Raw genomic sequence first — 22183 nt, 5'->3', positions numbered from 1 at the left:
CGGTGTGGATTGGCGCAGTCAGTCTGTTTCCGGACATGTTTTCAGCGGTGACGGAGTACGGGATAACCGGCAGGGCCGTGCGTGAAGGTCTGGTGACCTTCCAGGCGTGGAACCCGCGGGATTTTACCCATGACCGTCATCGCACGGTTGATGACCGGCCCTACGGTGGCGGCCCTGGCATGCTGATGAAAATCCAGCCTCTGCGGGATGCCATTCATGCGGCCCGGGCATCGGCACCCGGCAAGGCCTGTGTGGTCTATATGTCGCCGCAGGGCGAAAAGCTTGATCAGTCGGTGGTGGAGTCTCTTGCTGCTGAAGAATCGCTGATTCTGCTTGCCGGTCGTTATGAAGGTGTCGACGAGCGCCTGATAACGGCAGAAGTCGACCGGGAAGTGTCGCTGGGGGATTTTGTGCTTTCCGGTGGCGAACTGGCGGCGATGACCGTGATCGACGCGGTTACACGCCTTATCCCCGGAGCGCTGGGCCACGCCCAGTCAGCGGAACAGGATTCTTTTGCTGACGGGCTGCTGGATTGCCCGCACTACACCCGGCCCGAGGTTTACGAAGGTCAGGCGGTGCCGGAAGTTCTTCTGGGCGGGCACCACGAGCAGATCCGGCTCTGGCGATTGAAAGAATCGCTGAGGCGAACCCGGGAGCGGCGCCCCGACTTGCTCGAACAGCGGGAGCTGACCGGGGAAGAGCGTCGGTTACTGGAAGAAATTATCAACGAACCGGGTGCCACTGAATCATCAGGGCATTGAAAGATTGGGTATCAGGAGCATTTACGATGAGCGGCAAGAACAACATCATCAGTCAAATTGAAGCAGAACAGATGACCAAGGAAATCCCTGCGTTCGCGCCGGGTGACACCGTGGTTGTTCAGGTTCGTGTAACTGAAGGCAACCGTGAGCGCCTGCAGGCGTTCGAAGGCGTTGTCATCGGCAAGCGCAACCGTGGCATGAACTCTTCCTTCACTGTTCGTAAGGTGTCTTACGGCGTGGGTGTTGAGCGTACTTTCCAGACCTACTCCAAGCTGATCGACAGTGTCAGCGTGAAGCGTCGTGGTGACGTTCGCCAGGCCAAGCTGTACTACCTGCGTGACCTGTCTGGTAAGGCGGCTCGCATCAAGGAAAAGCTTAACTGAGTTCGGCCTGGCCGGAATCAGTCTCGAAAAAAGCAGCCTCGCGGGGCTGCTTTTTTTGTTTGTGTCTGGAGGGCATGGAGTGAGCGAAGACGAGAACGCCAGCCTCATTGATCAATTCTGCGAGGCGCTCTGGCTCGAAGACGGCCTGGGTGAGCAAACCCGTCAGGCTTACGCCAGTGATCTGGCAGGCCTGGCGAGGTGGCTGTCCGGCCAGCCTGGCCAGCCCTCGTTGAAGACGGCTCGCCGGACCGATCTTCTGGCCTGGCTCTCCGCCGCCCTGGCGGAGGGCATAAAAGCCAGCACCGCCGCGCGCCGGCTGTCCGGCATTCGTCGGTTCTACCGGTTTTTGCTGCGCGAAGGCGTATTGACCGAAGATCCTACATTGCGCATCGACAGTCCCCATTTGCCCCGCCGGCTGCCAGACACGTTGACCGAAGCCGATGTGGAAGCCTTGCTGGCAGAGCCCGACCCGGCTGTTCCACTTGAGTTGCGGGACAAGGCGATGCTTGAGATTCTTTACGGCTGTGGACTCCGGGTGTCGGAGCTGACCGGATTGGCGGTGGATCAGGTCAATCTTCGCCAGGGCGTGGTGCGTATCCAGGGCAAGGGCGGCAAGGAGCGGCTGGTGCCGCTGGGGGAAGAGGCCATGGACTGGCTAATCGATTACATGAGACAGGCCCGGGCGGAACTCCTGCGCGGCCGTCCGGGCGATGCTCTGTTTCCCGGTAATCGCGGCACGGCAATGACCCGCCAGGCCTTCTGGTACCGTGTTCGCCACTACGCCGGCCGTGCGGGGATTCACAAACACCTTTCCCCGCACACGCTGCGCCACGCCTTTGCCACGCACCTGCTCAATCATGGCGCGGATTTGCGAGTGGTGCAGATGCTGCTTGGCCACTCGGACCTGTCCACCACGCAGATTTATACCCATGTGGCACGGCAACGCCTGCAGGAACTGCACAAGGCGCATCATCCGCGCGGCTGACCACCCGATGCCGGTGCCAAAGTGAACTTTACCGGCTGCCGGGTGTCGCATGTGAACGTTGTTGGCAGATGCCGGGTCTTTTACCGAACAGAAGGGAAAAACATGAAATCCAGAGCAATCCTAGTCATGGCCGGTCTGGTCCTGTCTTCGGCTTTGTCCATGCCGGTCGCCAGTGGTGAAAAAGAAGACGCCATCGCCAGCAAGCTGGCAGATGCCGTACCCGGCCTGAAGGTGACTTCCGTGCAGCCCTCGGAGGCGCCCGGACTCTACCGGGTGCAGGCCACCAACGGCCAGACGGTCTATGCCACCGAGAATGGCCGTTACCTGCTGACGGGCGACATGCTGGAGATCACTGATAACGGCATTGCCAATGTCAGCGAACGTGAGCGTGCCGGCCAGCGTCGTGAGGCCATGGCCGCGTACAGCGACGGTGGCGTGATCAGCTATCCCGCAAGCGGCGAGGAAAAGGCGGTCATCGATGTGTTTACCGATATCGACTGTCCCTACTGTCGCAAGCTTCATGACGAAGTTCCCCAGTTGAACGATTATGGCATTACCGTGAATTATTACGCCTTTCCCCGTTCCGGGCCGGATACGCCTTCCTGGGAAAAATATGAGTCGGTGTGGTGCGCGGATGATCAGCAGGCCGCCATGGATGCTGCCAAGGGAGGTCGCTCTGTTGACAGTAAAACCTGCGAGAATCCGGTTGAGGCCCAGTATCGGCTGGGTTCGGAAGTGGGGGTGACCGGCACACCGGCCATCGTGCTGGAGGATGGCAACATGGTGCGCGGTTACGTTCCGGCCAACAATCTGGCCGAAGGTCTGGGCCTGCTTTAACAACGTGGTTTGCTGACAGCGATTCGTGTCGGTTTCGGGGCTTATTCCGGGGGCTCTGAACCGGTATACTGTGGCTTTTAAAATTGCAATCCATCAGCACCCCATCGGGATCAGAGGTGAGAGCTTGAAAGACGTTAATGTCGGAATTTGCGGACTGGGAACCGTTGGCGGCGGTACATTCAATGTCCTGACTCGCAACGCAGCGCTTATTGCGGGCCGGGCCGGCTGCAATATCCGGATTACCCGGGTAGCCAGTCGTCGTAGTCGTGATGACCTTGCACTGGGCAGCATTCCGTTCAGTACCGACATTTTCGATGTGGTAAATGACCCCGATATCGACATCGTGGTGGAGCTGATTGGCGGCTACGAGGCCGCCAAGGAACTGGTTCTGGCTGCCATTGCCAATGGCAAGCATGTGGTGACCGCCAACAAGGCGCTGATTGCCGTACATGGCAACGAGATTTTCGACGCGGCCGAGAAGGCCGGTGTGGTGGTTGCCTATGAGGCCGGTGTCGCCGGTGGCATTCCGGTGATCAAGGCCGTGCGTGAAGGCCTGGCCGCCAACCGCATCGACACCATCGCCGGCATCATCAATGGCACCGGTAACTACATCCTGACCGAAATGCGTGCCGGTCGTGACTTCGCCGAAGTACTCAAAGAAGCCCAGGACCTGGGTTACGCCGAAGCCGATCCGACCTTTGACGTTGAAGGCATTGACGCCGCCCACAAGCTGACGATTCTGGCCTCTTCGGGCCTCGGTGTCCCGTTGCAGTTCGAGAAAGCCTACACCGAAGGCATTTCCTCGCTGACCCCCTACGACATCGCCCACGCCGAGTTGCTGGGCTACCGGGTCAAACACCTTGGTATTGCCCGCCGCCGTGAGGATGGCATTGAGCTGCGTGTTCACCCGACCCTGGTGCCCAGGAGCCACCTGATTGCCCAGGTGGATGGCGTTCTGAACGCGGTTATGGTCGACGGCGACGCGGTCGGCCAGACCATGTATTACGGCCCCGGGGCCGGTGATGAAGCCACTGCCTCTGCGGTAATTGCCGATATTGTCGATGTCGCACGCTCGGTGGCAGCCGGCAGCAAACAGCGTGTGCCATACCTGGGCTTCAGCCCGGAGGCGCTGGAAGATCTGCCGGTGCTGCCGATGGAAGATATCCAGTCCGCCTACTACCTGCGCATCCAGGCGCTGGATCGCCCGGGTGTACTGGCCAAGATTGCGGCTATTCTCAGCGAGCATGGCATCAACATTGAGTCGATCATGCAGAAGGAATCCGAATTCAAGGATGGCCGCATTCCGGTGATCATCCTCACCCACACGGTGCAGGAACGCCAGATGAACCTGGCCATCGAGGAAATGGAAGCCCTGGCCGACATCGCCGACAAAGTTATTCGCATCCGCGCTGAAAACTTCAATTAACAGGTACGCACGTGAGATACATCAGTACACGGGGCCAGGCCCCCAGTTTGGGTTTTGAAGACGTTCTGCTGACCGGCCTGGCCAGCGATGGCGGGCTGTACGTGCCCGAATCCCTGCCGCATTTCAGCCTGGAAGAAATCCGCAGCTGGCGCGGGCTGTCCTACGCCGATCTGGCGTTTAACGTGATGTACCCGTTCGTGGAAGAGGCTATTCCCGAAGATGATTTCCGGGAAATGCTGAAAGACACCTACGGCGTGTTCGCCCACAAGGCGGTGGCCCCGCTGGTGCAGCTGGACACCAATGAATGGGTGATGGAGCTGTTCCGTGGCCCCACGCTGGCGTTCAAGGATTTCGCCCTGCAACTGCTCGGCCGCCTGCTGGACTACGTGCTGGAAAAGCGTAAGCAGCACGTGGTGATCATGGGCGCCACCTCCGGCGATACCGGTTCGGCCGCCATCGAGGGCTGCCGCCGGTGCGAGCACGTGGACATCTTTATCCTGCACCCGTACCAGCGCGTCTCGGAAGTGCAGCGCCGGCAGATGACCACCGTGGCCGGTGACAACATTCACAACATCGCCGTGAAGGGCAACTTCGACGACTGCCAGCGCATGGTCAAGGAAAGCTTTGGCGACCAGAGCTTCCTGGGTGGCAAGACCCAACTGGCGGCGGTGAACTCCATCAACTGGGCCCGGATCATGGCCCAGATCGTGTACTACTTCCAGGCGTCCCTGTCGCTGGGCGGACCGGACCGGAGTATGGCGTTCTCCGTGCCCACCGGTAACTTCGGCGACATCTTTGCCGGTTACCTGGCCAAAAAGATGGGCCTGCCCATCAGCCAGCTGGTGATCGCCACCAACAAGAATGACATCCTGCACCGGTTCATGAGCGGCAACAAGTACGAGCAGCACCAGCTCGAACACACCCTGTCGCCGAGCATGGACATCATGGTGTCCAGCAACTTCGAACGCCTGCTGTTCGACCTGCACGGTCGCGACGGGGCAGCGGTTAAAGAGCTGCTGGAAAACGCCAGCAAGGGACCGGTGAGCATCGCCGACTACCGCTGGAAGAGCGCCCGCAAACTGTTCGACAGTGACGCCGTGGACGACAAGGGTACCTGCGATACCATCCGAGAAGTGTTCGACCAGAACGAATACCTGCTCGATCCGCACACCGCCATTGGCGTGCGTGCCGCCCGCAACTGCCGCCGTGACGCCTCCGTGCCCATGATCACCCTGGGCACCGCCCATCCGGCCAAGTTCCCGGACGCGGTGGCCGAATCCGGCGTGAGCGTGAAGCCCGAGCTGCCCGTGCACATGGCCGATCTGTTCGAGCGCGAAGAGCGTTATACCGTTCTGGATAACAACCTCTCCGAAGTGCAGGGCTTCATCTCAAAGCACTGGAAGAACGCCTGACGGCATGACTCCAAAAAAGATCCTGCGTCGCCCCCGGCCGCCTGAGCAGGCCGGCTGGGGGCAAAACCTGCCTCCCATCCTTCGCCGCCTGTACGCCGCCCGTGGTGTGCAGTCGGACGAACAGCTGCAATACACCCTGAAATACCTGGCCTCGCCCATGGAGCTGCGTGGTATCGATCGCGCCGTGGAACTGCTGGCCAACGCCATCGCTGAAAAACAACGGGTGATGGTGCTGGGCGATTTCGACGCCGATGGCGCCACCAGCACCGCCGTGGCCATGCTGGGGCTGTCCATGCTGGGCATTGAGGCCATCGACTTCCGCGTGCCCAGCCGCTTTGCCGATGGCTATGGCCTGACGCCGGGCATCATCCACCGGTTGCGGGAAGAGGGCGAGCTGCCGGACCTGCTGGTGACCGTCGACAACGGCATCTCGGCCATCGAAGGGGTGCGAGTGGCCCGTGAACTGGGCGTGAAAGTGGTCATCACCGACCACCACCTGGCGGGCGACGAGCTGCCGGACGCCGACGCCATCGTGAACCCCAACCAGCCCGGCTGCCCGTTTCTGAGCAAGAACGCCGCCGGGGTGGGTGTGATGTTCTACGTACTCACCGCCCTGCGCAAATACCTGCGGGATCACAACCGGCTGCCTTCGCCCGAACCCAACCTGGGCAATCTGCTGGATCTGGTGGCCCTGGGCACCGTGGCCGACGTGGTGCCGCTGGACCACAACAACCGCATCTTCGTGGAGCAGGGCATCCGCCGCATTCGCAAGGGCGAAGCCCGACCCGGTATCCTGGCCCTGCTGGAAGTGGCTGGCCGTGACTACACCGAAATCAGTGCCACCGACCTGGGCTTTGTGGTGGGCCCACGCCTGAACGCCGCCGGCCGGCTGGATGACATGAGCATCGGCATCGCCTGCCTGCTGGCCGACAGCCGCGACGAAGCCCAGCGCCTGGCCCGGGAGCTGGACAACTTCAACCGCGAACGGCGCAGCATCGAGAAAGAAATGAAAACCCAGGCCCAGGACCTGCTGGCCTCCATGTCCCTGGACCTCGACGGCCTGCCCTGGGGCCTGGCCCTGTTCGACGACGACTGGCACCAGGGCGTGATCGGCATTCTGGCAGCAAGAATCCGCGAACAGACCCACCGGCCCACCATCGCCTTCGCCCCGGACGACGACGGCGAACACCTCAAAGGCTCCGCCCGCTCCATCCCCGGACTGCACATCCGCGATGCCCTGGCCGTGGTGGACGCCAAAAACCCCGGCCTGATGAAAAAATACGGAGGCCACGCCATGGCAGCCGGCATGACCATCGCCCGGACGGACCTCGAGCGTTTCAGCAACGCCTTCGACCAGGCCGTGCGTAACACCTTGCAACCGGAAGACTTGGAAGCCGCCATCACCACCGACGGCCCCCTGGCCCCGGAAGAACTCAACCTCGACACCGCCTACCTGCTCAAACGCGCCGGCCCCTGGGGGCAGCACTTCCCCGAGCCGGTGTTCGATGGTAACTTCCGCGTGGTCAGCCAGCGCATCGTCGGCGAAAACCACCTGAAATTGGTGCTCCAACCGTTTGAGGGCGGCGGCATCATCGACGGCATCGCCTTCAACACCGGGCCGGAAGTGCCGGACTTTACCCGCAGTGGGGCGCGGGTGGTGTACAAGCCGGATGCGAATACCTTTCGTGGGCGGACCAACCTGCAATTGCTGGTGGATTATCTGGAGCCGCTGGACTGATTTTTTTTGGCCACGAAATCCGCGAAAGAACACGAAATAGAAAGAAAAGATAAAGACGGTTTTTGCCACGGAAGACACGGAATAACACGGAAAATAAAGATGAAAGGCCACGGACAATGACGGGCTAAATGCAGAAGCGTTTTGCACCATGGTCCGGGCACCGGGTGAGGGTAGTACTTTCCGGGAGTATCGAAAACAGGGATGTTTTCGTTAAGCGTACAGGGATGTATTCACAGCGTCTCCCGGAAAGTACTACCCTCGCTCGGTGCTTTCACCCAAGTAGAGACAGCTGATTTAACCGCCAAATTCCGGTAGAATCCGCCCCCTGATTTCATCGCATCATTTCCCAACGCGAGAAGAGATTCCATGGAAGTTAATCCCATAGTGACGAAGATTAAAGAACTTCGCGAGCGCACCGAAGCGCTGAGGGGGTATCTTTGACTACGATCGCCGTAGTGAAAGACTGACCGAAGTCGAACGCGAGCTCGAACAGCCCACCGTCTGGGACAACCCCGACCGGGCCCAGGCGCTGGGCAAAGAACGCTCCGATCTTGATTTGATCGTTCGCACCATCGACAACCTCACTAACGGCCTGAGCGACGCCGAAAGCCTGCTCGACATGGCCGTGGAGGAAGAGGACGAAGGCACCGTCGAAGACATCGAAGGCGACCTGGCCGCGATGGACAAAGAGCTGGAAAAACTCGAATTCCGCCGCATGTTCTCCGGCGAAATGGACGCCAACAACGCCTACCTGGACATCCAGGCCGGCTCCGGTGGCACCGAAGCCCAGGACTGGGCGAACATGCTGCTGCGCATGTACCTGCGCTGGGCCGAACGTCGTGGCTTCAAGGCCGAGATCGTCGAATTGCAGGAAGGGGAAGTGGCCGGCATCAAGAGTGCCACCATCCACATCCAGGGCGAATATGCCTATGGCTGGCTGCGTACCGAAACCGGCGTGCATCGCCTTGTGCGTAAATCGCCGTTCGACTCCGGCAACCGCAGGCACACCTCGTTCTCTTCCGTGTTCGTATCACCAGAAGTGGACGACAGCTTCGAAATCGAGATCAACCCGGCCGACCTGCGGGTGGATGTGTACCGTGCCTCCGGCGCCGGTGGTCAGCACGTTAACCGGACCGAATCCGCCGTGCGACTGACCCACAACCCGACCGGCATCGTCGTGGCCTGTCAGGCTGGCCGAAGCCAGCACCAGAACAAAGACCAGGCCATGAAACAGCTGAAAGCCAAGCTGTTCGAGCGCGAGATGCAGGAACGCAACGCCGAGAAACAGAAACAGGAAGACGCTAAATCCGACATCGGCTGGGGCAGCCAGATCCGCTCCTACGTGCTGGATGACAGCCGCATCAAGGATCTGCGCACCAAGGTCGAGACCAGCAACACCCAGACAGTGTTGGATGGTGACATCGACAAGTTTATTGAAGCCAGTCTGAAGATGGCGCTGTAAGCGGCGCCATTCAACCATCACGGACAACCCCGACTTCTTTAGTGAGCCAACATGACTGAACAGACCCAGAACGCCGCACAGCACGAGGACAACAAGCTGATTGCCGAGCGCCGCGCCAAACTGGCCGCCATGCGTGAGCAGGGCAATTCGTTCCCGAACGACTTCCGCCGGGATGCCACCGCTGCCGAGCTGCAGGAAAAATACGGTGATAAATCGAAGGAAGAGCTGGCGGAAATGGGCATCCAGGTGGCCATTGCCGGTCGCATGATGCTCGACCGCAAGGCGTTCAAGGTGGTTCAGGACATGACCGGCCGCATCCAGATTTACGCCTCCAAGGACGTCCAGAAAGACACCAAGCACTGGGACCTGGGCGACATTGTGGGCGTACGGGGCACCCTGTCCAAGTCTGGCAAGGGCGATCTGTATGTGACCATGGACGAATACGTGCTGCTCACCAAGTCCCTGCGCCCGCTGCCCGAGAAACACAAGGGCCTGACCGACACCGAGGCGCGCTATCGCCACCGGTACGTCGACCTGATGATGAACGAGGACAGCCGTCGGGTGTTCTACGCCCGTTCCAAGATCATCAACGTGATGCGTCAGTACTTCACCGAGCGGGATTACATGGAAGTGGAAACCCCCATGCTGCAGGTGATCCCGGGCGGCGCCACCGCGCGTCCGTTCATCACCCATCACAACGCGCTGGGCATCGACATGTACCTGCGTATCGCGCCCGAGCTGTTCCTCAAGCGCCTGGTGGTGGGCGGCTTTGAGCGGGTGTTCGAGATCAACCGCAACTTCCGTAACGAGGGGTTGTCCACCCGCCACAACCCCGAGTTCACCATGGTGGAGTTCTACCAGGCGTTTGCCGACTACAACGACCTGATGGACCTGACCGAGGACATGCTGCGCACGATCACCGAGCAGGTGCTGGGCACCACCACGGTGACCAACACCAGGGTACTGAAAGACGGCACCGAAGAAACCGTGGAATACGATTTCGGCAAGCCGTTCGAACGCCTGACGGTGGTGGACGCCATCCTGCGCCACAACCCGGAAGTCACCCGCGAACAGCTGGCGTACAAAGCCCAGGCGACCGAGCTGGCGAAGCAGCTGGGCATCCAGGTGAAGGGCATCTGGGGACTGGGCAAGATTCAGGTGGAAATCTTCGAGGAGACCGCCGAACATCGCCTGATGCAGCCCACCTTCATTACCGATTACCCGAAGGAAGTGTCGCCGCTGGCGCGCTGTAAAGACAGCGATCCGTTTGTCACCGAACGTTTCGAGCTGTTCGTCGGCGGCCGCGAAATCGCCAACGGCTTCTCGGAGCTGAACGACGCCGAAGACCAGGCCGAGCGGTTCCGCGCCCAGGTGGCCGAGAAGGACGCCGGCGATGACGAGGCCATGTTCTACGACGAAGACTACGTGATGGCGCTGGAATACGGCCTGCCGCCGACCGCTGGCGAAGGCATCGGCATTGACCGTCTGGCCATGCTGCTGACCGATTCCCCGTCCATCCGTGACGTGATCCTGTTCCCGGCCATGCGCCCGGAGCACAAGCCCGATCAGGGCGCCTCCCAGGAGTAAGTCAGTCGATCCGGGGCCTGTTGGCCCCGTTTTTTTGTCAGGAGCGTCGTTTATGGCACCCGTTGATATTCTCGCCAATCAGTTGAAGCCGGGCACTGGCTGGGATGAGTATCTGGCCGGAGAATTCCGGCAATCGTATATGCACCAGCTGGCGCAGTTCCTCGCCAACGAGGAAGCCGCCGGAAAAGTCCTGTTCCCGCCCAGCCAGCTGTGCTTCAACGCCCTGAACAGCACGCCGCTGGACGATGTCTCCGTGGTGATCCTCGGCCAGGATCCCTATCACGGCCCCGGCCAGGCCCATGGTCTGTGCTTTTCCGTGCGTCCGGACGTACCGCCGCCACCCTCGCTGGTGAATATCTTCAAGGAAATCGAGAGCGACCTGGGGCTTGCCCCGCCGGATCACGGTTGCCTGCAGCCCTGGGCGGAGCAGGGTGTGCTGTTGCTCAACAGTGTGTTGACGGTGGAGCAGGGCAATGCGGGCGCCCACCAGAACAGGGGTTGGGAAAACTTTACTGACCAGGTGATTGCGACAATTAACCGGGAAAGGGAAAACGTGGTGTTTCTGCTCTGGGGTGGGTATGCCCGCAAGAAGGGTAAGCACATTGATCGTCAGAGGCATCTGGTACTCGAGGGCCCGCACCCCTCACCGCTGAGCGCCTATCGTGGATTTTTCGGGTGCCGGCATTTCTCCCGGGCGAATGCATTCCTGCAGGAGCGTGGGCAACGCCCGGTGAACTGGGCGTTGCCATCAAAGGCTGAACTGCTGGCGCGCTATACCCGGAAGTGACCTGTCCCTTCCGGGAGCTGACCAGCGAGCCGCCGGCGGGGGGTAGCTCTACTTCAGCAGCGCCATGGCCGCTTCCATCTGGGCGTTGAGGTCTTCCTCTTCGCTCATGTCCGTTTCCGGATCCAGACCCAGGCGCTGGAAGGCAGAGACTTTGCTGAGGTCCATCTCGTTCCACGGGTGGTCGGTGCCGGAAATAATCTGCAGGTTGGCGATCATGACCAGGTCGGCGTAATCGGCGCTGGGCACTTCCCGGGCGAAGTTGGCGTATTCCATCGGCACATTCTGGAGCTCTTTCGGGAAGTCCCATTTCTTCAGAATCAGGGTGCCGATTTTCGGGTGTAGCTCGTCGATCACCTTGTCCAGCATGATGCTGCTGATCTGCAGATCCTGGTCTTCCACGTAGCGCAGAATGGGCAGAACGCCAATCAGGTGCACCAGGCCGGCCAGGGTTGCCTGGTCGGCCTTCAGGCCGGTGTAGTGTTGGGCCAGTACGTGGCAGATGCCGGCCACTTCAGTGCTGACCTGCCAGGTATGGCGCAGACGCCGGTCGATCATGTCGGAGGTGGCCTGGAACATCTGCTCCATGGCCAGGCCCATGGCCAGGTTGCTGGTGTAAGCCATGCCCAGCCGGCTGACCGCCATGTTCAGGTTTTCGATGCTGCGGGTGCCACGGAACAGCGGGCTGTTGCATACGCGGATGATCCGGGCAGACAGGGCCGTGTCGTTACTGATCACCTTGACCAGATCGGCAATGGCGGAGTCTTCGGCTTCGGCAATTTCGCGGACTTTCAGGGCCACTTCCGGCAGGGTTGGCAGCACCAGCTTGTCGTTGTCGATGGCCTGGGTCAGGTCCGACTTAATGGTTTCAATAATGTTTGCCATGATCTATTACATTCCGCTTGTCTGGAGGGCGTCCGGGCGGAAGCCCTCTGAAATGGCTATCTACTTTATTTTATAGCAAATTTCAGAAGTTTGTGCTGCTCAATCAGGTGTTTTCCGGCTCCGGCGTGTCGCGTTCGGGTACCGGGTAGGGCAGATCAACCACCGTCAATGTTGCCGATTCGTCCTCTGCCAGTTGCAGGGGCTTGTTGGCGGCGTCGTGGCGCAGCACGGCCAGCAGGGTGCCCTGAGTGGCTCCGGTCATGACGGCGTTGACCACATCGCCAATGGCTTTGCCGTCCGCCATCAGTTTGCTGCCCGGTGCCGGCGCCGTGTCGGTGCCGGCGAAATCCAGCCGGAACAGACTTTTCTTCAGTTGTCCGAGAAAATGCATGCGGGCAATCACTTCCTGGCCGGTGTAGCAGCCCTTTTTGAAGTGGATGCCCTGCAGGTGTTGCAGGTTCAGCATCTGTGGCACATAGGCTTCCGTTGTGGCCCCTGTCAGCCAGGGCACGCCGGCGGCAATGCTGGCGGCCTGCCATTGCTCGGCGGTGAGTTCCGGCAGCTCCGCCAGGCCGGCCGGTTTGTCACCGGTTTGCCAGAACTCAAAGCGGGGGTTCCCGCCTGGAAGATCCTCCACGCGCACGAGAAAACCCTGGTCAGTCCTGGTCACCTGGCCGGGAGCTTCGAGCGAGCGGGCCGGTTCACCGGCCACCGCAATGGCCGCCTGTTCGCCAATCAGCCCCAGAATACGGGCCTGTGGCTGAGCCTCCATGGTCGTGCCCCGGAACAGCATCAGATATTTCTTAAGTTGGCCGAGAGCGGCGTCGGCCAGCTCATCCTCAACATCCATCAGCAGGTCGTCACCGTCACGGACAAAACGGGTCAGCAGATAAGCCCGACCTTTTGGCGTGCAGGCGGCAGCCCGCAACGACTGTTCGGAGGTGATTTCGTCGACATTCTGGCTGAACTGGCCCTGTACAAATTTGTCCGTGCCCGCGCCGCTGATGCGCACGACACGTTTTTCGGCAAGGGGAAGGTAACCGGCCAGATTTTCCGGGGCCCGGTCGTGATTGTTGATGCTCATGGTGTTCTCCGGTCAGGTTCGGTGAACGTCAGCGCGGGTTGCGGTGTTGGCCGGCTCTCAGCCACATTCTCAGGCGGCGGCAGTCATTCGCTGGCGCATTGGCCGGCAGCATACCCGGTTTGCTGATAATCAGGGTAGACAGTTTACCGAAGGTGGTGCCGGGTACCCTGAATTTCAAGGCCATCAGGGACGGGCCCAGGCTGCTGGCGGAGTCCACGGCGACCGGCAGTTCGGTGCCATCGGCGAGCACGCAGTGAAGTCCCCGGTTGTCGGTTTTCAGTGCGGTGACACTGCGCGGGCCCTGTAACAGGCCGTGGCGCCGGTAGGCTTGCCAGCCGCCCCAGGCCAGCACGGGCAGTGCCCATAACAGGGCTGATGCCGCTGATAGGCCGGCTGTCATGGCAAACATGGCCAGCAGCGCCCAGGGCAGGGCGCCGAGCAGGCCGGCCGTGGCCGAGGGAGTCAGAGCCAGTTCAAGCTGGCTGGACACGCTGGAGGATGATGTCGACGATGCGTTGCAGGTCCGGGTCTTCCGGCCGACTTTGTTGCATGAACCAGCCGAACATATCCGCGTCCTCGCAGTTGATCAGCTTCTGATAACGGGCCTGATCGGCCGGGTCCAGGTCCCGGTAGGCTTCTTCCAGGAACGGAATCAACAGGTTGTCCAGTTCCAGCATGCCCCGGCGGCTGTGCCACCACAGGCGGTGGAATTCGGTGTTGGCGTTGGTGTCAGTGGTTTCGGACATAATGGCTTCCGTTTTCAGGCTCAATGGCGCCCCGTTACGGGGACAGGGTTCGATAGGTGGTCGGCACCAGTACGGTGTCCTTGCTGTCATGGTTCAGGCCCGGGTAATCCAGGGTGTAGTGCAACCCCCGGCTTTCCTTGCGTTGCAGGGCGGAGCATATGATCAGATCAGATACCGTGACCAGGTTACGCAGCTCGATCAGGTCATTGCTGACCCGGTAGTTGCTGTAGAACTCGTTGATCTCGCTGTGCAGCAGATCAACCCGGTGTTTGGCCCGCTGCAGCCGTTTGGTGGTGCGTACAATCCCGACATAATCCCACATGAAGTGGCGCAGTTCATCCCAGTTGTGTGAGATGACAACATCTTCGTCGCTGTCCCTGACCTGGCTTTCGTCCCAGTCCGGGGCCTCGGGCGGGGCCGGAATATCGGCTTCCCGGCGGGTGATGTCGGCCGCCGCAGCTCTGCCATACACCAGGCATTCGAGCAGGGAGTTGCTGGCCATGCGGTTGGCCCCGTGCAGCCCGGTGAAAGCCGCTTCACCCACCACGTACAACTGGTTCACATCGGTGCGGGCGCGCTCGTCACTGATAATGCCGCCGCAGGTGTAATGGGCGGCTGGCACCACCGGGATCGGGTCTTTGGTGATATCAATGCCGAAACCCAGGCACTTCTCGTAGATGGTCGGGAAGTGGTGCTTTACAAAATCCGCCGGTTTGTGGCTGATGTCCAGATACAGGTTGTCGGCCCCCAGGCGCTTCATTTCGTGGTCGATGGCGCGGGCGACGATATCCCTGGGGGCCAGCTCGGCCCGGGGATCAAAGCGGTCCATGAAGCGGCTGCCATCGGGCAGTTTGAGTACACCCCCTTCTCCACGCACCGCCTCGGTAATCAGGAAAGATTTGGCGTGCGGGTGGTACAGACAGGTGGGATGGAACTGGTTGAACTCCATGTTGGCCACCCTGCAACCGGCCCGCCAGGCCATGGCTATGCCGTCACCGGAAGCGCCATCGGGGTTGGTTGTATAGCGGTAGGCCTTGGACGCCCCGCCGGTGGCCACCACCGTGAAGCGTGCCCGGTAAAGCTCTACGTGGTTGTCTTCCAGATTCAGTACGTAGGCACCCACACACCGGTTGCCGGGCAGCGACAGCTTGCGGTTGGTGATCAGATCCACCGCCACACGGCCGGATTTCAGCTCAATGTTGGGTCTGGCCTCGGCCTGGCTGGCCAGTGTGGTGGATACGGCCCGGCCAGTGGCGTCTGCGGAATGGATGATGCGCCGGTGGCTATGGCCGCCCTCGCGGGTAAGGTGGTAATGTTGCTGGTCTTCCTCCCGGGTGAAGTCCACCCCGGAATCGATCAGCCAGTCAATGCTTTCCTTGCCGTGTTCCACGGTAAAACGCACGGCATCTTCATGGCACAGACCGCCGCCGGCTTTCAGGGTGTCCTGAATGTGGTCTTCCACCGAATCGGTGGCGTCCATCACGGCAGCAATGCCGCCCTGGGCCCAGAGTGTGGCGCCGGAGCTGATATCGGCCTTGCTGACCACGCACACGCGCAAGTGTTCGGGCAGATTGAGGGCCACCGTCAGGCCGGCGGCGCCGCTGCCGATGATCAGGACATCGTATTCGTAGGATTGTGGCATTGGGTCGTTATCGCGGGCCATAATGTGAGCCTGTATTGAACTAAACTTTGCGCCCGCTGTCTATTTGGCCTGACGGTTGTTGCCGGACAGTGTGGTCCGGCCAGGAACCTGGATTCAGGAACGATTACCGGAAGACAGCGATGGCGCAGGCGAATTCGAGCAAAAAAGGGCCGGTTACGGCCACAACTCCGGGACACCGTGTTGCTTCGTCCATGACTCCTGACAACAACCGCCATTCGGGTGAGCAGACTGACAGCCAGACCGACTTGCAGCTGGTGCGCAAAATACGCAACGGTGACCGGGCGGCGTTTGATCTGCTGGTGGTGAAATATCAATCCCGTGTGGCGTCCATTATCAGCCGGTACGTGTATGACCCGCAGGAGGTCATGGACCTGACCCAGGATACCTTCGTCAAGGCATATCGGGCGATCGAGCGTTTCCGGGGTGACAGCGCCTTCTATACCTGGCTTTACCGGATTGCCGTCAACACCGCCAAGAATTATCTGGAAGCCCGCGGGCGTCGGCCCCAGGGGTCGGCGGACGCCGCCGATGCCGAGAATTTCGATGATGGCGGGCGTTTGCGGGATGTGGCATCGCCGGAAAAGCTGTTGCAGCGGGAACAACTGCAAAAGGCCCTGAATACCGCCATTGCCGGCTTGCCGGAAGAATTACGCTCGGCCTTTCTGTTGCGGGAATACGACGGCCTGAGCTACGAGGACATTGCCAGGATTCTGGAGTGTCCGATAGGCACGGTCCGGTCCCGGATTTTCCGGGCCCGTGACGCGGTGGCCCGGCACCTCGGGCCACTGCTCAATCATTCATCGACGTAAGTGAGGTTGCATCCGATGGACGAGCGTCTCAGAGAAACCCTGTCCGCCATGATGGACGACGAAGCCGACGAGCTGTCGGTGCGTCGGCTGCTGTCTCATGGTGACCAGGAAGACGTCCGTGGCCAGTGGCAGCGCTGGCAGCAGATTCGCGACCTGATGCACGAGAATCATGGGCCCGTTGCCGGTGCGGATGTCGCATCCCGGGTGCGGGCGCAACTCGACGGCCGGGAAGTGCCGTCGGTACCTGCGGCGGTATCGCCAACCTCTCGTCGCTGGCACTGGCCGGTCGCTGCGATGGTCGCCCTGGCGCTGGTGATAGGCTTTGGTGCCGGCACCGGCTGGCAGGGTGGCGAGCCCGCGGCCGGTGCTGAAGGCCTGGCGGCCGGCTCCAGTGAGCCGGCGCCGGCACAGGTACTGCCGAGCGCCATTCAGGAGGTGACCCTGCAGGGCCTGGATGAAGAACAGCGTCGACAGATGCGCCAGTACATGCTCGAGCATGCCCAGCATAACAGCGTGGGTGCCGGCCGGGGTTCGGTGGGCTACGCTCGCATGGTCAGCGCGAACAGTGGTTATTAAATGGCCGGGGTTACTGCTGTGGTTCCGAGTGTGAATCATCCGGCTGCCGGAAAACGGCTGTGTGTGGCTTTGCTGATGATGGCGCTGGCAGTGCTGATTCCGTTTTCGGCCCAGGCCCGAGACGATGGCCAGCCGGACGGGACCGTAAAGAGTGCCGGTGAATGGCTGGAGAAGCTTGGCCCCGCCCTGAACATGACCTCCTATCGTGGCGTATTTGTGTACGCCCGGGGCGATCAGGTGCATTCGATGCGTATTGCCCATCGCTATCGGGACGGCCAGGTGGAGGAGCGTCTGGTGCTGCAGGATGGGGGTAGCGGCGAGATCGTCCGCAAGGGCATGGACGTGGTGTGCGTCCTGCCCGACCAGGGTCGCATCCGGCTCGACGATGTTATTCCCTCCGGCCCCTTCGCCGAGGCTTTCTCGGCGCAGCTGGCTCCCATGGTGCAGTGGTATACCCCGGAACTTCTGGGGGAAGACCGGGTGGCCGGTTACGACGCCGTGAAAATTGCCCTGCGGGCCAAAGATGAACACCGTCACAGCCACCGTTTGTGGCTGGAGAAAAACACCGGTCTGCTGGTGAAAAGTCATGTTCGCGCGCCGGATGGCGAAGTGCTGGAGCAGTTCCAGTTCACCAGTCTGGAGATAGCGGACAATCTTCCGGACGAAGAGTTTGAAATCCAGACCCGGGGGCGGGAGATTGCCCGCACCCTGGGGGCTCCGCGCAGTGCCGAATCCCCGGCCAATCGCACCAGTGGCTGGACCCTGGACTGGCGGCCGGACGGCTTTGTGCCCGCGGCGGCGCCCCGTTCCGGGCGTGGCCAGGTGGTGGCGTTCTCTGACGGGTTGGCGGCGTTCTCGGTATTCGTCGAGCCGGTCGGCAACCTGAAAATGCCCACCGGCGCCTCGCGGATTGGCGCAACCACCATTTACATGCGCCAGATTGATGTGCAGAACCGGCCGTTCCTGATTGCCGTGGTGGGCGAGATTCCCCCACAGACGGCCCGCCAGCTGGCCGATTCTGTGGTGATTGACGATGCACGGGCCGTGGAGTTGTCGGGCCATGATCACTGAAACCGGAAAAGTCGTGGCCATCGATGGTGGCTATGCCTGGGTACAGACCATCCGCACCAGCGCCTGCCAGAGCTGCTCGGCCCGCTCCGGTTGTGGCCAGCGGGCTCTGGCTTCGGTGACCGGTGGGCGGGCCAATCGGGTCAGGGTAAGCAACTCCGCCGGCGCCCGGGTCGGTGATGACGTGGTACTGGGCATTGACGAACAGGCCCTGTTGCGGGCTTCGCTATGGGTTTATGGTGTGCCGTTGCTTGCGCTGGTGGTTGGCTGTATTGCCGGTTTTCGCGGGTTTGGTGGTTCTGAGTTGTCGGCGGTAGCCGGCGCGGTGGTGGGCCTGGCAGGCGGGTTCTGGCTGGTGCGCCGTTGGCAGGCCGGCAATGCCGGGGCCTTCGAGCCTCGCATGTTGCGTGTTCAGCGCATCGGGACGGTGCCAGGGCTTTGATACCTACGGTTTTTTAAGTTGAAAAGTCGTACTTTGCCCTCAGAATGTAGGCTGGTCACGAATCAAACCAGGGGTTGATTATGTCGCGTGTAAAAACGAATGTCATGCTGATGCTGGCGGCTCTGGTAGCCGCGTTCTGGAGCCAGGTGGCGGCGGCCCAACTGCCGGATTTCACCGATCTTGTGGAAGAGAATTCCAGTGCGGTGGTGAATATCAGCACCACCACCGAACCACAGAACCGCAGTTCCGGTTTCCATGGTTCTCCGTTTGATGAGCGCCAGCTTGAACAGTTGCCCCCGTTTTTGCAGGAATTTTTCCGTGGCCCCCAGTCTCCCTTTGGTGACTCCCCCCATTCCCGTCAGCAGCCCCGCCGTTCCATGGGCTCCGGCTTCATTGTCTCGGCCGACGGCTATGTGCTGACCAACAACCATGTGGTTGAAGGTGCCGATGAGGTGATGGTGCGCCTGAGTGACCGCCGGGAATTCAGTGCCACCATCGTTGGCACCGACCCCCGTTCGGACATGGCCGTGTTGAAAATCGAGAATGGCGATGATCTGCCGGTGGTGCGCATTGGCCGCTCCCGCGACCTGGAGGTGGGCGAATGGGTATTTGCCATCGGCTCTCCCTTCGGCTTCGATTACACCGTGACCGCCGGCATTGTCAGCGCACTTGGCCGCTCACTGCCGTCGGAAAACTATGTACCCTTCATCCAGACCGATGTGGCCATCAATCCGGGCAACTCCGGCGGCCCGCTGTTCAACCTCGACGGCGAAGTGGTGGGTATCAACTCCCAGATTTACACCCGCTCAGGTGGTTTCATGGGGGTCTCGTTCGCCATCCCCATTGATGACGCCATGAATGTGTTCCGCCAGCTGCGCGATGATGGTGCCGTGTCCCGTGGCTGGCTGGGTGTGCTGATCCAGGAAGTCAGCCGGGATCTGGCCGAAACCTTTGGTCTTGATCGCCCCCGGGGGGCGCTGATTGCCGAGGTGATGGAAGGTTCGCCGGCAGCGGAGGGTGGTCTGCGTTCCGGCGATATCGTACTCGAATTTGATGGCGCCCCGGTGGATACTTCCGCAGACCTGCCACCAATGGTCGGACGCACCCCGGTGGGAGAAACGGTGCCCCTGACCGTGCTGCGTGAAGGTCGGGAAATTACCCTGAACGTGGAAATTGGCCAGTTGCCGGAAGATGATGAGCGTTCGCCGGCGGTCAGTGGTCGGGATCAGGGCGATAGCGCGGGCAATCCGCTCGGCCTGACGGTTGAACCGCTGCCGGAAGATGCCGCTCGCTCCCTGGGTATTGACGGGGGTGTGGTGGTGACTGACATCGACCGTGGCCCGGCCTACCAGGCTGGTATCCGGGTGCGGGATGTGATTACCGAGCTGAATCGTCGCCCGGTGACCTCGCTGGCGGAGTTCCGCGAGGCGGTGGAACGCCTGCCGGATGACCGGGCTGTTTCTGTGCGCATAATCCGCGAAGGCCGTGCCAGCTACCTGGTGATGCGGCCCTGAAGCCATCCCCGTCTGGCAAGGCCTTCGGCAATCCCGCGGACCTTGCCAGTTCTCCACAAACTCGCGCCACCTGCGGCGTTCAGGGCGACAGCGCCCTCTGTTCGCGTTACAATGCCTGCCGTTTTTAATTTCCGCACCGGATGATTTTCAGCATCCTTGCATCCGAGTGTTCATACCATCTGGGTTTTGATGAATGTCTGAAGCCGAAAAAGATAACGACATCAGTCGTATACGAAATTTTTCCATCATTGCGCACATCGACCATGGCAAATCCACCCTGGCGGATCGTTTTATTCAGATTTGTGGTGGCCTGACAGACCGGGAAATGGCCGAGCAGGTACTTGATTCGATGGACCTGGAGCGTGAACGCGGGATTACCATCAAGGCCCAGAGCGTTACGCTCAACTACAAGGCCCGGGACGGCCAGATCTATAAACTGAACTTCATCGATACCCCCGGCCACGTGGACTTTTCCTACGAGGTATCCCGTTCCCTGTACGCCTGTGAAGGTGCGCTGCTGGTGGTGGACGCCGGCCAGGGCGTGGAAGCCCAGTCCGTGGCCAACTGCTACACCGCCATCGAGCAGGGCCTGGAAGTGGTGCCGGTGCTGAACAAGATGGACCTGCCGCAGGCCGAGCCCGATCGTGTGTCCGAGGAAATCGAGGATGTGATCGGCATCGAAGCGACCGACGCCGTGCGCTGCAGTGCCAAGAGCGGCATGGGCGTGGAAGATGTGCTTGAGGATCTGATTCACCGCATCCCGCCGCCCAAGGGTGACCGCAAGGCGCCGTTGCAGGCGCTGATCATCGATTCCTGGTTTGATAACTACCTTGGCGTGGTGTCGCTGGTGCGGATTACCGAAGGCACCCTGCGCAAGGGTGACAAGATCGTGATCAAGTCCACCGGCAAGGCCTGGAATGCCGACAAGGTGGGTATTTTCAACCCGAAGCCGAAAGACACCAACATTCTCGAGGCCGGCGACGTTGGCTTCGTGGTGGCCGGTATCAAGGACATCCACGGCGCGCCGGTGGGCGACACCATCGTGCATCAGAAGTACGCCGAGGAAACCCCGATGCTGCCGGGCTTCAAGAAAGTGAAGCCGCAGGTCTACGCCGGCCTGTTCCCGGTCAGTTCGGATGACTACGACGATTTCCGGGATGCGCTGGAAAAGCTCACCCTGAACGACGCCTCTTTGTTCTTCGAGCCGGAAAACTCCGACGCCCTGGGATTCGGCTTCCGTTGTGGTTTCCTGGGCATGCTGCACATGGAAATTATCCAGGAGCGGCTGGAGCGGGAATACGGCATTGATCTGATCACCACCGCGCCCACCGTTATCTACGAAGTGGTGACCACTCAGGGTGAGACCCTGTCGGTGGACAACCCTTCGCGCTTGCCGGATATTGGCTCCATCGAGGAAATGCGCGAGCCGATTGTCGAGGCCAGCATCCTGGTGCCACAGGAGCATTTGGGTAATGTGATTGCCCTGTGTGAGGAAAAGCGCGGTGTGCAGAAGAACATGCACTTCATGTCCAACCAGGTGCAGGTGGTGTACGAGCTGCCCATGGCCGAGGTGGTGCTGGATTTCTTCGATCGTGTGAAATCCGCCAGCCGCGGCTTCGCCTCGCTGGACTACCAGTTCGTGCGTTTCCAGCCGGCCAAGCTGGTGCGCCTGGATGTGTTGATCAACGGCGAGCGGGTGGATGCCCTGGCGCTGATCGTTCACAAGGATCAGGCCCACTACAAAGGCCGTCAGCTGATCGACAAGATGAAAGAACTGATTCCCCGCCAGATGTTCGATATTGCCATTCAGGCGGCCATCGGCACTCAGGTGGTGGCGCGGGTCACGGTCAAGGCGCTGCGCAAGAACGTCACCGCCAAGTGCTACGGCGGCGACGTCAGCCGTAAGAAGAAACTGCTGCAGAAGCAGAAAGAGGGCAAGAAACGCATGAAACAGCTGGGCAATGTGGATGTGCCCCAGGAAGCGTTCCTCGCCGTGTTACAGGTCGATAAATAGGACAAGA

21 protein-coding genes are annotated in these 22183 nt (G+C 60.8%); 16 read left to right on the top strand and 5 right to left on the bottom strand.

Annotated features, from left to right (window positions below; translation table 11 throughout):
• Positions 1–2 precede the first annotated feature (2 nt).
• The 10 genes from trmD (at position 3) to ung (ending at position 11378) form a co-directional block, all read left to right on the top strand.
• Positions 3–761: a tRNA (guanosine(37)-N1)-methyltransferase TrmD gene (gene trmD / locus BMZ63_RS07840; RefSeq protein ID WP_091704012.1), complete on the top strand. Its 759-nt coding sequence runs from the start codon at positions 3–5 to the stop codon at positions 759–761.
• Between the two features lie 26 nt (positions 762–787).
• Positions 788–1144 (top strand): 50S ribosomal protein L19, encoded by a 357-nt coding sequence (rplS, locus tag BMZ63_RS07835; RefSeq protein WP_091704009.1) that lies wholly within the window; start codon positions 788–790, stop codon positions 1142–1144.
• 79 nt (positions 1145–1223) lie between these two features.
• Positions 1224–2129: a site-specific tyrosine recombinase XerD gene (gene xerD / locus BMZ63_RS07830; protein WP_091704006.1), complete on the top strand. Its 906-nt coding sequence runs from the start codon at positions 1224–1226 to the stop codon at positions 2127–2129.
• Positions 2130–2255: 126 nt separating this feature from the next.
• Positions 2256–2966 carry a DsbC family protein gene (locus tag BMZ63_RS07825; RefSeq protein ID WP_373296663.1) on the top strand — a complete coding sequence of 237 codons (711 nt, stop codon included), beginning with the start codon at positions 2256–2258 and terminating at the stop codon, positions 2964–2966.
• A 124-nt stretch (positions 2967–3090) separates the two neighbouring features.
• Positions 3091–4392: a homoserine dehydrogenase gene (locus BMZ63_RS07820; protein WP_091704001.1), complete on the top strand. Its 1302-nt coding sequence runs from the start codon at positions 3091–3093 to the stop codon at positions 4390–4392.
• An 11-nt stretch (positions 4393–4403) separates the two neighbouring features.
• Complete coding sequence (gene thrC, locus BMZ63_RS07815) at positions 4404–5804, top strand: threonine synthase (protein WP_091703998.1); 1401 nt, start codon at positions 4404–4406, stop codon at positions 5802–5804.
• A 4-nt stretch (positions 5805–5808) separates the two neighbouring features.
• Positions 5809–7542 carry a single-stranded-DNA-specific exonuclease RecJ gene (recJ, locus tag BMZ63_RS07810; protein ID WP_091703995.1) on the top strand — a complete coding sequence of 578 codons (1734 nt, stop codon included), beginning with the start codon at positions 5809–5811 and terminating at the stop codon, positions 7540–7542.
• A 366-nt stretch (positions 7543–7908) separates the two neighbouring features.
• A protein-coding gene (gene prfB / locus BMZ63_RS07805; RefSeq protein ID WP_143072203.1) for a peptide chain release factor 2 occupies positions 7909–9004 on the top strand; the annotation gives its coding sequence in 2 pieces (ribosomal slippage) (positions 7909–7980 and positions 7982–9004; 1095 coding nt in all).
• Between the two features lie 51 nt (positions 9005–9055).
• Positions 9056–10591, top strand: coding sequence for a lysine--tRNA ligase (gene lysS / locus BMZ63_RS07800; protein WP_091703990.1), 1536 nt, complete (start codon positions 9056–9058; stop codon positions 10589–10591).
• A 52-nt stretch (positions 10592–10643) separates the two neighbouring features.
• Complete coding sequence (gene ung / locus BMZ63_RS07795) at positions 10644–11378, top strand: uracil-DNA glycosylase (protein ID WP_091703987.1); 735 nt, start codon at positions 10644–10646, stop codon at positions 11376–11378.
• A gap of 48 nt (positions 11379–11426) precedes the next feature.
• On the opposite strand, the gene BMZ63_RS07790 is transcribed toward ung, so the two are convergent.
• The 5 genes from BMZ63_RS07790 to nadB form a co-directional block, all read right to left on the bottom strand.
• Positions 11427–12260, bottom strand: coding sequence for an HDOD domain-containing protein (locus BMZ63_RS07790; protein ID WP_091703984.1), 834 nt, complete (start codon positions 12258–12260; stop codon positions 11427–11429).
• A 103-nt stretch (positions 12261–12363) separates the two neighbouring features.
• Entirely contained in the window at positions 12364–13344 is a 981-nt protein-coding gene (ygfZ, locus tag BMZ63_RS07785) for a CAF17-like 4Fe-4S cluster assembly/insertion protein YgfZ (RefSeq protein WP_091703981.1), read from the bottom strand.
• Positions 13345–13372: 28 nt separating this feature from the next.
• Positions 13373–13834 carry a hypothetical protein gene (locus BMZ63_RS07780; protein WP_091703978.1) on the bottom strand — a complete coding sequence of 154 codons (462 nt, stop codon included), beginning with the start codon at positions 13832–13834 and terminating at the stop codon, positions 13373–13375.
• Complete coding sequence (locus tag BMZ63_RS07775; RefSeq protein WP_091704399.1) at positions 13818–14090, bottom strand: FAD assembly factor SdhE; 273 nt, start codon at positions 14088–14090, stop codon at positions 13818–13820. The genes BMZ63_RS07780 and BMZ63_RS07775 overlap by 17 nt, the downstream gene beginning before the upstream one ends.
• A 34-nt stretch (positions 14091–14124) precedes the next feature.
• Positions 14125–15732: an L-aspartate oxidase gene (nadB, locus tag BMZ63_RS07770; RefSeq protein WP_177187051.1), complete on the bottom strand. Its 1608-nt coding sequence runs from the start codon at positions 15730–15732 to the stop codon at positions 14125–14127.
• Between the two features lie 212 nt (positions 15733–15944).
• Between nadB and rpoE the strand changes: the two genes are divergently transcribed.
• From rpoE to lepA, 6 genes are all read left to right on the top strand, one after another.
• Positions 15945–16562 carry an RNA polymerase sigma factor RpoE gene (gene rpoE, locus BMZ63_RS07765; RefSeq protein ID WP_091704396.1) on the top strand — a complete coding sequence of 206 codons (618 nt, stop codon included), beginning with the start codon at positions 15945–15947 and terminating at the stop codon, positions 16560–16562.
• A 15-nt stretch (positions 16563–16577) separates the two neighbouring features.
• The gene (locus tag BMZ63_RS07760; RefSeq protein WP_091703972.1) at positions 16578–17138 is read left to right on the top strand and encodes a sigma-E factor negative regulatory protein; all 561 of its coding nucleotides are present in this window, start codon (positions 16578–16580) and stop codon (positions 17136–17138) included.
• A 63-nt stretch (positions 17139–17201) separates the two neighbouring features.
• On the top strand, positions 17202–18209 hold the full coding sequence (locus BMZ63_RS07755) for a MucB/RseB C-terminal domain-containing protein (protein WP_227663441.1): 1008 nt from the start codon (positions 17202–17204) through the stop codon (positions 18207–18209).
• Positions 18199–18648 (top strand): SoxR reducing system RseC family protein, encoded by a 450-nt coding sequence (locus tag BMZ63_RS07750; protein WP_091703969.1) that lies wholly within the window; start codon positions 18199–18201, stop codon positions 18646–18648. Before BMZ63_RS07755 ends, BMZ63_RS07750 begins: the two co-directional genes overlap by 11 nt.
• Positions 18649–18728: 80 nt before the next feature.
• Positions 18729–20162 carry a DegQ family serine endoprotease gene (locus BMZ63_RS07745; protein WP_091703966.1) on the top strand — a complete coding sequence of 478 codons (1434 nt, stop codon included), beginning with the start codon at positions 18729–18731 and terminating at the stop codon, positions 20160–20162.
• A gap of 193 nt (positions 20163–20355) precedes the next feature.
• Positions 20356–22176 (top strand): translation elongation factor 4, encoded by a 1821-nt coding sequence (lepA, locus tag BMZ63_RS07740; RefSeq protein ID WP_091703963.1) that lies wholly within the window; start codon positions 20356–20358, stop codon positions 22174–22176.
• The last annotated feature ends 7 nt before the right edge of the window (positions 22177–22183 follow it).

The organism is Marinobacter persicus (assembly GCF_900114155.1).
GTDB classification, from domain to species: domain Bacteria; phylum Pseudomonadota; class Gammaproteobacteria; order Pseudomonadales; family Oleiphilaceae; genus Marinobacter; species Marinobacter persicus.
The sequence above is the reverse complement of the archived record's forward strand: the minus strand, read 5'-3'. Positions and strand labels throughout refer to the sequence as shown.

What these genes read in the sequence shown, in the direction of transcription:
- BMZ63_RS07790 (WP_091703984.1), bottom strand. Translation starts at nt 12,260, where the DNA reads ATGGCAAACATTATTGAAACCATTAAGTCGGACCTGACCCAGGCCATC.
- rpoE (WP_091704396.1), top strand. Translation starts at nt 15,945, where the DNA reads ATGACTCCTGACAACAACCGCCATTCGGGTGAGCAGACTGACAGCCAG.
- rplS (WP_091704009.1), top strand. Translation starts at nt 788, where the DNA reads ATGAGCGGCAAGAACAACATCATCAGTCAAATTGAAGCAGAACAGATG.
- ung (WP_091703987.1), top strand. Translation starts at nt 10,644, where the DNA reads ATGGCACCCGTTGATATTCTCGCCAATCAGTTGAAGCCGGGCACTGGC.
- BMZ63_RS07745 (WP_091703966.1), top strand. Translation starts at nt 18,729, where the DNA reads ATGTCGCGTGTAAAAACGAATGTCATGCTGATGCTGGCGGCTCTGGTA.
- ygfZ (WP_091703981.1), bottom strand. Translation starts at nt 13,344, where the DNA reads ATGAGCATCAACAATCACGACCGGGCCCCGGAAAATCTGGCCGGTTAC.
- BMZ63_RS07775 (WP_091704399.1), bottom strand. Translation starts at nt 14,090, where the DNA reads ATGTCCGAAACCACTGACACCAACGCCAACACCGAATTCCACCGCCTG.
- lysS (WP_091703990.1), top strand. Translation starts at nt 9,056, where the DNA reads ATGACTGAACAGACCCAGAACGCCGCACAGCACGAGGACAACAAGCTG.
- BMZ63_RS07760 (WP_091703972.1), top strand. Translation starts at nt 16,578, where the DNA reads ATGGACGAGCGTCTCAGAGAAACCCTGTCCGCCATGATGGACGACGAA.
- recJ (WP_091703995.1), top strand. Translation starts at nt 5,809, where the DNA reads ATGACTCCAAAAAAGATCCTGCGTCGCCCCCGGCCGCCTGAGCAGGCC.
- BMZ63_RS07825 (WP_373296663.1), top strand. Translation starts at nt 2,256, where the DNA reads ATGGCCGGTCTGGTCCTGTCTTCGGCTTTGTCCATGCCGGTCGCCAGT.
- lepA (WP_091703963.1), top strand. Translation starts at nt 20,356, where the DNA reads ATGTCTGAAGCCGAAAAAGATAACGACATCAGTCGTATACGAAATTTT.
- BMZ63_RS07750 (WP_091703969.1), top strand. Translation starts at nt 18,199, where the DNA reads ATGATCACTGAAACCGGAAAAGTCGTGGCCATCGATGGTGGCTATGCC.
- nadB (WP_177187051.1), bottom strand. Translation starts at nt 15,732, where the DNA reads ATGCCACAATCCTACGAATACGATGTCCTGATCATCGGCAGCGGCGCC.